The organism is Niveibacterium sp. 24ML (assembly GCF_026586805.1).
Taxonomy (GTDB): Bacteria; Pseudomonadota; Gammaproteobacteria; order Burkholderiales; family Rhodocyclaceae; genus Niveibacterium.
This window is the reverse complement of sequence record NZ_JAPFHA010000029.1, coordinates 33,190-47,367: the sequence shown is the minus strand read 5'-3', so window position 1 is coordinate 47,367 and position 14,178 is coordinate 33,190. Positions and strand designations below refer to the sequence as shown.

The window sequence follows — 14,178 nt, the reverse complement described above, 5'->3', positions numbered from 1 at the left end:
CAGAGTCGTCAAGAACCGAGCACACAAATTTCCGACGAAAAAAATGCCAGACAGCGGTTAACTGACTGGCATTGCGCGTCAGGCGGGCCTTTTCATTTGCGTTCGGCCCAGCGCTGCCAGATCCAGCCGCCGGGCGCTTCGCGGCCGCTCAGTAGATAGTCGAGCGCATTTGCGTTCTGGACCCCCAGTTTCAGCTTCTCGCGCGCATGCGGTGCGCCCGCCATCAGCAGCGCATCACCGGCCTGGAGCAAGGTGTCTCTGGCGGGCAGAAGCGTCATCTGCTTGCCGCGGCGAAGCATCCAGACCACCACGGGCAGGGTTTGGCTGCGGTCGGCGGCGTCCCGCAGCAGCGTTGCCAGCGGCAGCGGCCGACCGGCCATCAGGTGCAGATAGGCCGCGCGCGCGTCCGAGATGTTGAGCGCGCACCCCCAGCGTTCGGGTACCTGGGTGCCGCACAGCGATTCGATCTGCTCCAGCAGGTTCGCAGCCCAGGCGTTCTCTTGCTTGCGGATCAGGTCAAGGAATTGGGAGAGCAGCGGGGTGGTGATGATCGCCAGGCACTCCTGCGCAATCAGCCGGCTGGGCACCAGCGCGAAATCGCCCACGAAGGCATCGAACAAGGCAGTGTTTGCGGCATGGTTCTGCCGCATCACGACGAAGATCTTGGGGTTGAGCTCGCGCGCGGTCACGGCGATCGACAGATTGTTGATGTCGTTGTCGGTGCCCGCCACGATGCCGACGGCGTCGATGATGCCGGCATCGAGCTGTTGCTGCGCTTCGGTACTGGCGCCGCGCACGCAGCGGTGCGGCGTGTCTTCCGTCAGCTCGGTGGTGATCAGGGTCACCGGCTGCCCTTGGCCGTGCAGCGCCGAGGCGATTGCATGCCCGAAACGCCCGTAGCCGCAAACGATCCAATCGCCGCGCGGGGGGCGGTGGGGCTCGGGGACGGGCTCGCCGGTGATGCCGGTCAGCAGTTGTTCAAGCCGGAAGGTGTCAGGCGCGTGAACGGCGAGCGCCAGTTGCGCGGCAAAGTGTTTGAAGGGGTTGATGATGTGGTCGGTACCGAACGACGCCATGTTCGCGCTGACCGAGTCCGAGCGCGCGCGGGCCAGTACCGGTATGCCGGGATGCAGCAGGCGCACCGCAATCGCCACGGCCAGGTTGGCCTCTTCGTCGTTGGTGACCGCCAGCACGCCGCGGCACTTCGGGTGTTGCAGCCCGGCTGCGCACAGCACTTGCGGGAGGCGCGCGTCGCCGGCGAGAGCCGGCGCGTCGGAATGCCAGGCGAGCAGATCAAGCTCCTGCACCCGTTGCTCTGAGCGCTCGACAATGACAAAGCGCGTTCCGATCCGATCAAGGGCGGAACACACCAGCGTGCCGGTCTCGCCGCAGCCGCACACCAGGTAGAAGGGCTCGCCGATGCGCCGCACGGTCCGCGAAAAGCGGATCTGCGCAAATGCGCTCTGGAAGCCCTTGTCCTGCACCAAGCCGAGAATCGTGACGATTGAATACGACCACCCGATCACGGTGAGGTAAATGCAGAAGATGGTCCACATCCGCTGTGCTTCAGAGAACGGATTGGGCAGTTCGCCAAAGCCGATCGTCGTTGCGGTGTAGCTGATGAAGTAAAAGGCGTGGAAGAAGCTCATCGGCGGCGCCGGCTTGCCCTGCGCATCGACGCCAGGAATCAGCGCCAGCCCGAGCACGGATACCGCGTAGATCGCGATCAGCATGATCAGCGGCGCGCGCATGCGCCGCAGCACGAGGAAGATCACGCTGTCCATGGTGGCGCTCAGCGACGCATCATGACCGTTTCGGCGATCAGGATGACCACGGATACCACGTTGGCGAGCATGGCGCCGGCGGCGAGCGAAACGATGCTGGCGGTCACGCTGGGCGTCATGCCGATCCCGGCAACGTGCACCGCGTAGGCCCAATAGACACCGGCGGCGATCAGTTGCAAGTCCGCGACCAGGCTGGTGGCGAGGTGGATGGCGCCGATCTGCGTGCGGTCACCGAACTTCAGCACGGTTGCGATGAGGTTGACGGTGATTGCCGCAAACAACTCAAAGACGTCGTGATGCGCGGGGTTGTCGATATCACCGATGAAGAAGCCGAAGTTCAGCGTTGCCGCCAGTACGATGAAAAACCCGAAGATCACTTTCTCAAGGTTCACGCTGCGCTCCTTCAAGTGGTGTGGCGCGGATTATGAAAGCGGCCGGCGGGGGCGTCACGCGCAACGCGCGTCGACCCGGTTTCGCCCGTTCGCCTTCGCGTCGTAAAGCGCTTCGTCCGCGCGCCGCAACAAGCTGCTGACGTTATCGCCGGGCACCGCGGTGGTGAGCCCGAAGCTGGCGGTAATCGAACGATCGGCAAACCAGCGGCTTGCGTCGATTGCCGCGATGGTCGTCCGCAAGCGTTCGGCGGCGGCCAGCGCATCGGTCAGCGACGAATCGGGCAGCAGAATCAAAAACTCTTCACCGCCAATCCGGCCCACGCAGGCGGGCGCGCGCATCGTGTCGGTCAGCACGTGGGCAATCGCGCGCAGGATTTCATCGCCCACCAGGTGGCCGTACTGGTCGTTGATCGGTTTGAAGTGATCAAGGTCGGCGATCATGATCGCGATCGGCGCGCCGCCCGCGTCGCTCAGTGCGGTCGCGAGCCGCGCGAGGATGTCACGACGGTTCGGCAGGCCAGTCAGTTCATCGGTGTGCGCCAGGGCTTCCATGCGTTTGCTGGCACGCTGGTGTCGCAAGGCAAGGCTGCCGAGCAACAGGGCCAGGGTGCAAGCCAGCGCAATCACCGCCGCCTGGAGGCGGCCGACAATCCGTTCTTGATCCAGTGCGCGCTCTGCGACGTTCTTTTCCCGTAACAGCAGGGCGTTTTCCTGATCCTTCGCGGCAGAATCGAACTCCACTTTCAGTGTCGCGAATCGTTGATCAAGCTGGCGATGCAGCAGCGCATCGGAGGTGGCTTTGAACGCGGCGGTGAGTTCATAGGCCTGCTTCCAATCGCCCGCCTCGGCGTATGCCGCGGCGATGGCTTGATAGGCATCACGCAGTTCCGACATCGAGCTTGCATCGTTGAAGGCGGCAATCGCGTCTTGCAATGCCGCAATGCTCTCGGCAAAGCGCTTCTGCAAGCGCAGTGTGATGCCGCGTTGCAGCTTGATCTGCGCCTTCAGGCGGGCATCGGGCAATGCTGCTGCGGCGGACTCGGCGAGCAGAAGGTTCTCAATGGCGCAGCGGATATCGGCGGCGGCGTTGCAGACACCTGCCAGGCCCCGGTACGCATAGGCCATGCCGCGGGCGTAGCCCAGTTCCTTGTGCAGCGTGAGGGCGTTTTCGTAAGCCTTGCGGGCTTCATCCCATTGCGCCAGGTTTTCGTGTGCGCGTCCAAGGTTGTAGAGCGTCACGGCCTGTTCGCGCCGTGCCCCCTCGGCGATGTGGCCCTTGAGTGACTGTTCGTAGTAGTGGCGCGCCTGGGCGTAGTCGCCCATCCGGTTGTACGAGATGGCGATTCCGTTCAGGGCGGTTCGGGCGCGCGAATTCAAGGCAAGCTTCTGGTAGAGCGCCAGCGCGCGTCGCTGGTCGATCAGGCCCTCGGCATACTCGCCGAGCAGTGCTCGCATGTAGCCGCGTTCGTACAGGGCGTCGCCGAGCAGTTCGCCGTCCCGCGCGCCCTCGGCGAAAATCACCGCCTGGTCGTACTTCGCCATTGCTGCGCGCGTTTTGCCGGCGAACTCCAGCAACTGGCCCTCACAGATTACCAGTGAGGCGGCGAGGCCCTTGCGTTGGGCGCGGGGCAGCAGCGCGGCGGCGGCATCGATATGGGCCTGCGCGGCCCGCGTGTCCCGCTCTGCCTGGTAATCGCACAACACCAGATGTGCGCTCGCTTCCAGATCGGCGTTCGGCTGCGCCTTGAGCGCACTCAATGCGGCTTCCGCGTTGCGGCGACTGGCCTCGGGGTCGAAGCGAATGTTTTCGCGCGCCTTGCGCACCAGATCGGCAGGCGATTCGGCAGCAAGCGCCGGGTCCGTGGTCCACAGGCTGACCAAGACTATCAGGGCCGCAAACAACGTGGTGCGAGGCGATTGCGGCATGTGCAGCGGGCGTCAGGAAAAGCCCGATTCTGGCTGAGCCGTGTGACCGCGGCAAATTGAACGTGAAGCCATGTGTTTGGATGGCCCGCCTTCGTGCGGTGTGTTCGAGCGATAACCGGGTGCGGCGGCAACGCCGGGCGTCTGTGATGCCGGATGTGCGTGGCGCTAGCTTCGCCTGCGTGCCGCCCGCGCAATCAGTCGCGCAAGCGGGCCAGACAGTGGTGATGATTCGGGCAGGGCGCCGCGCAGGGTCTCGAGTTTGGCCAGGACGTCCTCATCAATCTCGCGCACCGCAGTCGGTCGGGCTGTTTCGCTCTTGCGGGGCAGGCGCACCCGCACCTTGAGCTCTTCAATTGAGGCGCCCTGCGCCCACAGACCTTCTTTCAGGCGCGGCATGATCATCTTCAGGCGCGACGCGACCGAGGCATTCTTTACATGCAGTGCCAGCACACCTTGCTGCAGGTTTGCCACGGCCACAGCGCCCTGCAAGTAGTCGGGCAACAGCAGGTCGAGCTGGCGCTGGATACGTGCCAGTTGCTGTGCGTGTTGCTGTAATCGTGCAAGCGGCGTGTCTTCAGCGATGGCGTTGCCGAGTTGGCGGGCACGGCTGCGGGGCAGGGAACTCATCCGCGCAGCCCCCTCGCCCCGGGGGTGTGTGGCCCGCGTGATAGAATCAATTTTTTTACGCCTGACCCCCGGTCCAACATGATTGCAGGCCTACTCAAGAAGATTTTCGGCAGCCGGAATGAGCGGCTGATTCGCCAGTATTCGTCCGTGGTGCGCGCGATCAATGCGCTCGAACCGGGCGTAGCTGCGCTGACCGACGAACAGTTGCGCGCCAAGACAGACGAATTCAAGCAGCGCCATGCCAATGGCGAGTCGCTCGACAAGTTGTTGCCGGAAGCGTTTGCAGTGGTCCGCGAGGCGGGCAAACGCGTCCACGGCATGCGCCATTTCGATGTGCAGCTCATCGGCGGGATGGTACTGCACTACGGCAAGATCGCCGAAATGCGCACGGGCGAAGGCAAGACGCTGATGGCGACGCTGCCGGCGTACCTCAATGCCATCTCCGGCAAGGGCGTCCATGTCATCACGGTCAACGATTATCTGGCCAGTCGTGATGCGGACTGGATGGGGCGGGTTTATTCCTTCCTCGGCCTGACTTGCGGGTGCAACCTTTCGCAGATGAGCCATGCCGAGAAGCAGGCGGCTTATGGCTGCGACATCACCTACGGTACCAATAACGAGTTCGGCTTCGATTACCTGCGCGACAACATGGTCTATTCGACCAGCGAGCGGGTACAGCGCGGTCTGAACTTTGCGGTGGTGGATGAGGTTGACTCGATTCTGATCGACGAAGCGCGCACGCCGCTGATCATCTCTGGCCAGGCTGAAGACCACACCGAGCTGTACGTGAAGATGAACGCCGTGGCGCCGCTGCTCAAGCAGCAGGAGGGCGACGGCGATAACGTCACCGTGCCGGGCGATTACACCGTCGACCTCAAGGCGCATCAGGTGTTGCTGACCGAGCAGGGGCATGAAGCGGCCGAGGGTTTGCTGGCCAAGGCCGGCCTGCTGGCCGAGGGCACCAGCCTGTATGACCCGGCGAACATCCTCCTGATTCATCACCTGTACGCGGCGCTGCGCGCGCATTCGCTGTATCACCGCGATCAGCAGTACGTGGTGCAGAACGGTGAGGTGGTCATCGTTGACGAGTTCACCGGCCGCTTGATGGCCGGTCGCCGCTGGTCAGAGGGCTTGCATCAGGCGGTTGAGGCCAAGGAAGGCGTGTCGATCAACGCCGAGAACCAGACGCTGGCCTCGATCACCTTCCAGAACTACTTCCGCATGTATGCCCGCCTTTCGGGGATGACCGGCACCGCGGACACTGAAGCCTACGAATTCCACCAGATCTACGGGCTGGAGACGGTGGTGATCCCGACCAACCGCCCGATGATCCGGATCGATGCGAACGATCTTGTCTATCGGACGGCCAAGGAAAAGTACGACGCGATCATCCGCGACATCAAGGACTGCCACGAGCGTGGGCAGCCGGTGCTGGTGGGAACCACCTCGATCGAGAATTCCGAACTGCTCTCCAATTTGCTGGATGCGCAGAAGTTGCCGCACCAGGTGCTCAACGCCAAGCAGCACGCACGTGAAGCGGAGATCATCGTGCAGGCTGGGCGCCCCGGCGTGATCACGATTGCAACCAACATGGCCGGTCGTGGTACCGATATCGTGTTGGGTGGCAACGTGGAAAAGCAGATCGCCCTGCTGCGCGAAAACGGTGACGAATCGGACAAGACCGCTGAAATCGAGCGCCTGCGCGCCGAATGGAAGGGGATGCACGAGAAGGTGATCGCGGCCGGCGGCCTCAAGATCATCGGCACCGAGCGCCATGAATCGCGCCGCATCGACAACCAGTTGCGTGGCCGTTCCGGCCGTCAAGGCGATCCGGGCGCCTCGCGCTTCTACCTCTCGCTTGAAGATCCGTTGATGAAGATCTTCGCCGGTGAGCGCCTGAACGCGATCATGGTTCGCCTGAAAATGCCGGAAGGTGAGGCGATTGAAGCGGGGATCGTGTCCCGTTCGCTGGAATCGGCGCAACGCAAGGTCGAGCAGCGCAACTTCGATATCCGCAAACAGCTGCTTGAGTACGACGACGTATCGAATGACCAGCGCAAGGTGGTCTACCAGCAGCGCAACGAGTTGCTGGAGGCCAGCGAGATCAGCGAGACGATTACCGCCATGCGCCATGGCGTGATGCACGACCTTTTCCGCACCTACGTGCCGGCTGACAGCGTTGAAGAGCAGTGGGATCTGGAAGGTTTCGAGCGCGCGCTTGAAGGCGAGTACCAGCTCAAGCTGCCGCTTGCGCAATGGAGCAAGGATGACCAGAGCCTCTCTGATGAGGATCTGCTCAAGAAGGTCATCGAAGCATCGGACGCCTCATACGAAGCCAAGATCGCACAGGTCAATCGTGAGGCTTGGCAGGGTTTTGAGCGCAACGTGATGCTCAACAACCTGGATACGCACTGGCGTGAGCACCTGGCTGCGCTCGACCACCTGCGTCAGGGGATTCACTTGCGCGGTTACGCGCAGAAGAACCCGAAGCAGGAATACAAGCGCGAAGCCTTCGAGTTGTTTGAATCGCTGCTTTCGACAGTCAGGGTTGAAGTCACCCGCTTGTTGATGACGGTGCAGATTCGCTCGGAAGAGCAACTGGAAGAGGCCGAACCGCAGGCAGCGCCGGTCGATAACGTCCAGTATCACCATGCCGACTATGAAGAGGCGCTGGCGTCGGTTGCGACCGGTGAAGCCAAGCCGATGCCGGTGCATGGCGGTGTCAAGGTTGGGCGCAACGATCCTTGCCCGTGCGGATCAGGCAAGAAGTTCAAGCATTGCCACGGCAAATTGAGCTGAACGCAGCATCCTGATCAAACTCACAACGCCGGCTTCTTGCCGGCGTTGTGCTTCCTGCCCTACAGCTTCGGCCTGATCTGGCCGTTATCTTGCTGACTAGAACCAGCAAGGATCAAACCCGTGACCACTCTGCAGGATGTTCGTCGTCTTGGTGCGCAGGGCTTCGTTGCGCGCATACGCGAGCGCGACATGCCCGCCTTTGGCCGCACGGTTGATTCGATCCGCCAGGTCACCAATGACGAGCGCGCATCGGCGGCGGCGCTGGCCGCGATCATCCTGCAAGACGCGGCACTGACCACCAAAGTACTCAAGCTGGCCAACAGTGCCTTCTTCAACCCGGCACGCGCGCACATCAATACGGTCAGTCGCGCCTTGGTCGTGCTGGGTTTTGATGCTGTCGCGAACATGGCGCTGAGCCTGATTCTGATCGATGCCCTGCTGGGCGGGAGCACCCGGGAGCGAGTCATCACCGAAATGGCCCGGGCCTTCCATGCTGCCGTGCAGGCACGAACGCTGGCGATGCTCAAGGCCGATCCGAATCCCGAAGAGGTGTTCATTACCGCCTTGCTCGCGCGCGTGGGCGAAATGGCGTTCTGGTGTTTTGGCGATGACGCCGCGCAAGCACTCGACACGGCGCTGTCGACCGGCGTGACGCAGGAGGTGGCGGAGCAGAATGTACTGGGCTACCGCTTGCGCCAGATCACCGTTGGGCTGGTCAAGGACTGGCGCCTGGGCGGGCTGCTCGTCAGCGTGATCGAACATGGGGAGCGCGGAGGCGATCGCGAAACAGGGGTTGTGCTTGCGCACAGCCTGGCACGGCAGGCCGAGGCTGGCTGGGATGCGCCGTCGACCCGCCTGGCGCTCGAGCAGATCGCCAAGCACCTCGATCGTCCGCTGGACGAAATTCTGCCCATGATCACCGATAACGCCATCGCAGCGGCGGAGGCGGCGAGCTACTACGGCGCGCATGAAGCGGCAAAGCTGATCCCCTTGCCGCGTAGTCCGGGCGCCAAGCCGGTGATTGAAATTGATGAGCCAAGCGGGCCGAATCCTTTGCTTCAGCTGAAAATTCTGCGTGACTTGTCGATGCTGATCGCCGGCAAACCGAATCTTAACGAGGTGCTGACTCTCGCGCTTGAGGGGGTCTTTCGCGGTATCGGCATGGATCGGGCGCTCTTTGCGCTGCTGTCGCCCGATCGCCTGCACCTGATCGGCAAGGCCGGGCTTGGCAAGGGGGCGGACGCGCTGGTGCGCGCCTTTCAGTTTTCGCTCGATGGAAGCCCCGGCGAACTGGTCAATTCAGTCATCGGCCGTCAGCAAAGTTTTGTGGTCTTGAATGCCTTCGACGCGCCCGTTCGTCTTGAAAGACTGACCCGTGCGGGCGGTGTCACACCGTTCGTCATGGCGCCCATTGTTGTGAATGGGCGCGTGATCGGTGCGTTTTATACTGACCGAACCAAGTCCGATGCCGTTTTGAGTGATGAGGACGCCCAAGGCGTGTTGCATTTTGTGCAGCAGGCATCGCTCGGGTTCGAACATGTGCTGACGCGGGCTGCGCGCGCATGATCCGGTAGACTGCGGTTTGTCCTGCCGCACTGTGATGCGGCACCACTGATCTGGAGTCTTTATGCCGGTTCGCCTTGCCCCCCCTGTAGCCTCTGAACTCCTGCCGGTTGCCGGCGTTCGCCTTGGTGTTGCCAAAGCGGGCATCCGCAAAGTCGATCGGCGTGACCTGACATTGATCGAACTCGCGCCGGGCAGCCGCGCCGCCGGCGTCTTCACGCAGAACCGTTTCTGCGCAGCACCGGTGCACGTTTGCAAAGAACATCTGGCGGTGCACGGCGCGATTCGTGCGCTGATCATCAATACCGGCATTGCCAACGCCGGCACCGGCCAGCTTGGACTTGCCAACGCCAAGGCAAGCTGCGATGCCGTCGCCGAAACCCTGGGGGTGGCCGCCAATGAAGTGCTGCCGTTTTCCACCGGGGTGATTCTCGAGCACCTCCCGGTTGAGCGCCTGGTTGCGGGGCTGCCCGCTGCAAAGGCGGATCTGCGGGCCGATGGCTGGCATGACGCAGCACACGGCATCATGACCACCGACACCGTCGCTAAGGCCACCTCACGCAGTATCAGCATTGGCGGCAAGCCCGTCACGATCACCGGCATCAGCAAAGGCGCCGGCATGATCAAGCCCAACATGGCGACCATGCTGGGCTTCATGGCAACCGATGCCGCCCTGGCGCAGCCGCTATTGCAGCAGCTTGTGCGCGAGGCGGCCGATCTGTCGTTCAACAGCATTACCGTCGACGGCGATACCTCGACCAATGATTCGTTCATCCTGATTGCGACCGGCGCATCAGGCGCCAGCGAAATCGTCGACGCAGCATCGCCGGAATTCGCCGCACTGCGTGCTGCGGTGATCGATGCGGCGGTCTGGCTCGCGCAGGCCATCGTGCGTGACGGCGAAGGCGCCACTAAATTCATGACCGTGGCCGTCGAAGGCGGCGCGGATCGCGACGAATGCCGCAAGGTTGCCTATGCCGTAGCGCACTCGCCACTGGTCAAGACCGCGTTCTTCGCGTCTGATCCGAATCTGGGCCGAATCCTCGCTGCGATCGGTTACGCTGGCGTGGGTGATCTGGATGTTGATCGTTTGCGCGTGTGGCTGGGCGACGCCTGCGGTGAGGTGTTGGTAGCGGAGCAGGGCGGCCGCGCTGCGAGCTATCAAGAGGCCGACGGCGCGCGGATCATGAAGTCCGACGAGATCACGATCCGTATTGACCTTGCGCGCGGCCCGGTTGCCGCAACGGTGTGGACCTGCGATTTTTCCTACGATTACGTGAAGATCAACGCCGACTACCGTTCCTGATGCCACGATACCGTCCGCTGCTAAGGCTGCTTTGCTGGTTCGCGTTTGCGCTCACCGCGCTTGGGCTTGCGCCTGCAAGCCTGGCACAGGCGCCGGATGGTTACGCGCGGATTCACTTCCAGCGCAGCGATGGCCGTTACGAAGGCTGGGGGCTGCATGTCTGGGGCGACGGCCATGCGCTTGGCAGCGACGTGCTTTGGACCGATCCGCTCAAACCCACCGGCACGACCGACTACGGCATCTACTTCGACATACCGTTGCAGGAAGGGGCGACGGTAATCAACTTCATCGTGCATCGTGGCTCTGAGAAAAGCGTCGCGACGGATCAGCTGTTGCCGCTGGACGAGTTCAACCGAGAAGTCTGGGTGCGGGCTGGCGATGAAAAATTGTATGCGCAGCCGCCTGCGACACCGCCGGTCAAGGCCGCCATCGCAGTCGCCAAGCAAGCGGCTGATCGCCAGCCGGCGGGCGTGTGGGTCGGCTTGGCCCTGGTGCTGGCCGTGATTGCCATGGGTGTGATCGCCGCGCTGCGCACCAACCGTTTGCGGGAAGACATCGGCCGACAGACCGGCTTGCTTGCCGAGGCGCGTGCAGAAATTGCCCGCCAGGCCGCCGCGCAGAACGAGGCGCAAGCCCAGAACCGCTCGCTCGCGGGCGTCGACGAACTGACCGGCGTGCTCACCCGCAACGGTTTTCGTCAGGCCATGGTGGCCACGCAGGCCAAGGCCCGGCGCAACCGCGCAGGTTTTGCGGTGTTCTTCGTTGATCTGGACAACTTCAAGCCGGTGAACGACCGTTTTGGCCATGGTGCCGGTGACCATGTTCTGAAAACGGTGGCCGGGCGCTTCGTCGCCGCAGTCCGTGAAAGCGATACGGTCGCGCGGCTGGGCGGCGACGAGTTCATCGTCATCGCCGATGAGTTGAGCGATCCATTGGCGGCGGCGCGCCTTGCGCAGAAGCTGGTCGCCTGCGCCACCGAGGTGGTCGAGTACGAAGGGAATCTGATCAGGGTGGCGGCCAGTATCGGCATTGCTGTCTATCCGCATGACGGTGCCGACGACGCACTGGTTGCAAGCGCCGATGCGGCAATGTATCGCGCCAAGAACGCAGGCAAGAACTGCGTGCGCTTCGTGGCCGACGAATTCGATGAACTGGTGGCGCAGCAGGATTCGGCAGAAGCCGCGCTGCGGGAGGCGCTGGACGCGGACCGGCTGGATGCGGTGGCCGATGAGTTTCTGGCGCCGGATGGTGCGGTCTGGGCTCGGCGCGTTCGCCCGGTTGCGACGGTGCCCGGGGAATCCCCCGTGGCGTTGACCGAGCTGGTTTCGCCTGATGCCGCGCTGGCGCTCGCATCCGATACCCGCGTGCTTGAGCGCTTGGCAGCCCTGGCGGAGGCCGCAAAGGGTGGCGTCTGGGCGTTTGCACCTGCCCGCGCAAGCCTGGGCGACCCCCGCTTCATCGCTGCGTGCCGTGGCGTCCTCGCGCGCCTGGATGTCGTTGGTGCCCAACTGGTGCTGGAGTTTGACGCCGCCATGGTTCGCCCGGAAGGGCTGAATGAACTGATTGCGCGTGGGCTCCGCTTCGGCCTCGCGGCCAATGATCCGGCGCGCTTGCGCGTCGATACCTTGTTGATGGACGCGCTCAGCTACATCCGGCTGCCAAACGGCGACGGCCTTGTTGCGCGGGCTTCAAGTGCGGCAGCTGCCGCCGCAGCACGCCTGGGTGTTGCCGTGGTGCTGACGCTGGGGGCCGATGAGACGGCAAGCAGCGATTTTGCCGCGGATGCCTGCTTGCGCCTCGGCTGAGGCGCCCGAACTCAGTGCAGCTTGCGCGGCGCTGCGAGAACGAACTCCGGGATCGCGGCTTCAAATTTGCTGCCCGCGTCCGTCACCATCTGGTATGCGCCGCGCATGGTGCCGACCGGCGTCGCCAGGGCGCAGCCACTGGTGTACTCGAATGCTTCGCCGGGCTCCAGGCGCGGTTGCTCGCCGATCACCCCCACGCCGCGCACTTCCTGCACCCGCCCGTCCGCATCGGTAATCACCCAGTGCCGGCTGATCAATTGCGCCGGGATCTCGCCGGTATTCTCGATCGTCACATGGTAGGAAAAAACGAATCGCCCTTCCTCCGGTGCGGACTGGTCTTCGATGTACTGCGCCTGGGCGGTAACGGCGATTGCTGGCGTGGTCGATTGGGTCATTGGAAGGCGCGCGCATCCTGCGGAACAAGGCGCCCATTCAATCGCGCATGGCGGCGCGGCGCCATGGTCGAATTCACGCTTGGTTTCCGGTTTGTCGCCGCTTCTGGGAAAATCGCGCTTTTCGTGCGGGGGATACCGTGAGCTATCGCATTGCACCGAGCATTCTCTCGGCAAATTTCGCCAAATTGGGCGAAGAGGTTCTCAACGTTCTGGCAGCGGGGGCTGACTGGATTCACTTCGACGTGATGGATAACCACTACGTCCCCAACCTCACCATCGGCCCGCTGGTTTGCGAGGCCCTTCGCCCGATCACGAACGCAACGATCGATGTGCACCTGATGGTCGAGCCGGTCGATTCGCTGGTGCCGCTGTTTGCCAAAGCGGGCGCCAACATCATCACTTTTCACCCGGAAGCCTCGCGCCATGTCGACCGCACGCTCGCGCTGATCCGCGATCACGGTTGCCAGGCGGGCCTGGTGTTCAATCCGGCAACGCCGCTGAACTGGCTCGATCATGTGATGGACAAGATCGACCTGATCATGCTGATGTCGGTGAACCCCGGCTTTGGCGGGCAGAAGTTCATCCCGCAGACCCTGGTGAAGCTAGCCGAAGCGCGCGCGCGGCTCGACGCCTGGGAACGCGAAACCGGCAAGAAGATCCTGCTGGAGATCGACGGGGGCGTGAAGATCGACAACATCGCGGAGATCGCGCGGGCGGGGGCGGACACCTTTGTTGCCGGGTCCGCCGTGTTCGGTGCGGGCAAAGCCTCTGATCCGAACCGTTACGACAGCGTGATCGCCGCGATGCGTAGCGAACTGGCCAAGGTCTGATCGTGCCGGTGCCGGTTTTCGATGTGGATGCGGTGCTCTTCGACCTTGACGGCACTTTGCTCGACACCATCCCCGATCTGCACGAAGCAGCCCGGCGCATGCTTGCCGAACTGGGCGAGCCGACGCGCTCGCTCGACGAGGTCACCCGCTTCGTCGGTAAGGGCATTCCGAATCTGGTGCAGCGCTGCCTCACCGATGGCCGGGCACCGCGCGATGCAGCGGTGCTCGATGCTGCGGTCGCGGTGTTCCGGCGCCACTACGCGGCGGTGAATGGCCACTCCACGCGCATCTACGAAGGCGTTGCCGAAACGCTTGACGCGCTGTCGTCTCAGGGCATCCGCATGGCCTGCATCACCAACAAAGCAGGTGCGTTCACCGCGCCCTTGCTTGAGCACATGGGGCTTGCCCGGTTCTTCGGTTGTGTCGTCAGCGGCGATACGCTTCCGGTCAAGAAACCCGACCCGGCCCCGGTGCTGCACGCCTGCGAGGCGCTGGGCGTATCGACAACGCGCGCGCTGATGGTGGGCGATTCGGCAAACGACGCGCTGGCGGCGCAAGCGGCGGGCGTGCCGGTGCTGCTGATGACCTACGGCTACAGCGAAGGCCGCGCCGTGGACACCATCGAATGCGACGGGTTAGTATCGGCCTTCCCCGAATTGCTGCGCCATGTCCGGCGCAACTCGGCCTGAACACGATACCCAAATGACCTGCGAGAACCTGCACATCGGAAAGGAGCACCTCCCGTCTCGCG

At 63.3% G+C, this 14,178-nt stretch carries 11 protein-coding genes; 6 read left to right on the top strand and 5 right to left on the bottom strand.

The window, feature by feature from the left end:
- Window positions 1-92 precede the first annotated feature (92 nt).
- From OPU71_RS19165 to OPU71_RS19150, 4 genes are all read right to left on the bottom strand, one after another.
- Window positions 93-1,784 carry a potassium channel family protein gene (locus OPU71_RS19165; RefSeq protein WP_267729679.1) on the bottom strand — a complete coding sequence of 564 codons (1,692 nt, stop codon included), beginning with the start codon at window positions 1,782-1,784 and terminating at the stop codon, window positions 93-95.
- A gap of 8 nt (window positions 1,785-1,792) precedes the next feature.
- Window positions 1,793-2,176 (bottom strand): DUF6394 family protein, encoded by a 384-nt coding sequence (locus tag OPU71_RS19160; RefSeq protein WP_267729678.1) that lies wholly within the window; start codon window positions 2,174-2,176, stop codon window positions 1,793-1,795.
- Between the two features lie 54 nt (window positions 2,177-2,230).
- Entirely contained in the window at window positions 2,231-4,102 is a 1,872-nt protein-coding gene (locus OPU71_RS19155; RefSeq protein WP_267729677.1) for a tetratricopeptide repeat-containing diguanylate cyclase, read from the bottom strand.
- Between the two features lie 165 nt (window positions 4,103-4,267).
- A complete protein-coding gene (locus OPU71_RS19150) occupies window positions 4,268-4,729 on the bottom strand; it encodes a DciA family protein (protein WP_267729676.1) in 462 nt (153 codons plus the stop codon).
- Window positions 4,730-4,807: 78 nt separating this feature from the next.
- Here OPU71_RS19150 and secA point away from each other — a divergent pair, with 78 nt between their 5' ends.
- From secA to OPU71_RS19130, 4 genes are all read left to right on the top strand, one after another.
- The gene (gene secA, locus OPU71_RS19145; RefSeq protein ID WP_267729675.1) at window positions 4,808-7,528 is read left to right on the top strand and encodes a preprotein translocase subunit SecA; all 2,721 of its coding nucleotides are present in this window, start codon (window positions 4,808-4,810) and stop codon (window positions 7,526-7,528) included.
- A gap of 120 nt (window positions 7,529-7,648) precedes the next feature.
- On the top strand, window positions 7,649-9,094 hold the full coding sequence (locus tag OPU71_RS19140; RefSeq protein ID WP_267729674.1) for an HDOD domain-containing protein: 1,446 nt from the start codon (window positions 7,649-7,651) through the stop codon (window positions 9,092-9,094).
- 61 nt (window positions 9,095-9,155) lie between these two features.
- The gene (gene argJ, locus OPU71_RS19135) at window positions 9,156-10,397 is read left to right on the top strand and encodes a bifunctional glutamate N-acetyltransferase/amino-acid acetyltransferase ArgJ (protein WP_267729673.1); all 1,242 of its coding nucleotides are present in this window, start codon (window positions 9,156-9,158) and stop codon (window positions 10,395-10,397) included.
- A complete protein-coding gene (locus OPU71_RS19130) occupies window positions 10,397-12,202 on the top strand; it encodes a diguanylate cyclase (RefSeq protein ID WP_267729672.1) in 1,806 nt (601 codons plus the stop codon). Before argJ ends, OPU71_RS19130 begins: the two co-directional genes overlap by 1 nt.
- A gap of 11 nt (window positions 12,203-12,213) precedes the next feature.
- On the opposite strand, the gene apaG is transcribed toward OPU71_RS19130, so the two are convergent.
- The gene (apaG, locus tag OPU71_RS19125; RefSeq protein ID WP_267729671.1) at window positions 12,214-12,597 is read right to left on the bottom strand and encodes a Co2+/Mg2+ efflux protein ApaG; all 384 of its coding nucleotides are present in this window, start codon (window positions 12,595-12,597) and stop codon (window positions 12,214-12,216) included.
- Window positions 12,598-12,734: 137 nt separating this feature from the next.
- Between apaG and rpe the strand changes: the two genes are divergently transcribed.
- The gene (gene rpe / locus OPU71_RS19120) at window positions 12,735-13,427 is read left to right on the top strand and encodes a ribulose-phosphate 3-epimerase (protein WP_267729670.1); all 693 of its coding nucleotides are present in this window, start codon (window positions 12,735-12,737) and stop codon (window positions 13,425-13,427) included.
- Window positions 13,428-13,429: 2 nt separating this feature from the next.
- Window positions 13,430-14,116, top strand: a complete 687-nt coding sequence (locus OPU71_RS19115; protein ID WP_267729669.1) for a phosphoglycolate phosphatase — start codon at window positions 13,430-13,432, stop codon at window positions 14,114-14,116.
- The last annotated feature ends 62 nt before the right edge of the window (window positions 14,117-14,178 follow it).

Excerpts from the sequence above, each read along its gene's own strand:
- OPU71_RS19150 (WP_267729676.1), bottom strand. The coding sequence starts at position 4,729 with ATGAGTTCCCTGCCCCGCAGCCGTGCCCGCCAACTCGGCAACGCCATC.
- OPU71_RS19155 (WP_267729677.1), bottom strand. The coding sequence starts at position 4,102 with ATGCCGCAATCGCCTCGCACCACGTTGTTTGCGGCCCTGATAGTCTTG.
- secA (WP_267729675.1), top strand. The coding sequence starts at position 4,808 with ATGATTGCAGGCCTACTCAAGAAGATTTTCGGCAGCCGGAATGAGCGG.
- argJ (WP_267729673.1), top strand. The coding sequence starts at position 9,156 with ATGCCGGTTCGCCTTGCCCCCCCTGTAGCCTCTGAACTCCTGCCGGTT.
- OPU71_RS19165 (WP_267729679.1), bottom strand. The coding sequence starts at position 1,784 with ATGGACAGCGTGATCTTCCTCGTGCTGCGGCGCATGCGCGCGCCGCTG.
- apaG (WP_267729671.1), bottom strand. The coding sequence starts at position 12,597 with ATGACCCAATCGACCACGCCAGCAATCGCCGTTACCGCCCAGGCGCAG.
- OPU71_RS19130 (WP_267729672.1), top strand. The coding sequence starts at position 10,397 with ATGCCACGATACCGTCCGCTGCTAAGGCTGCTTTGCTGGTTCGCGTTT.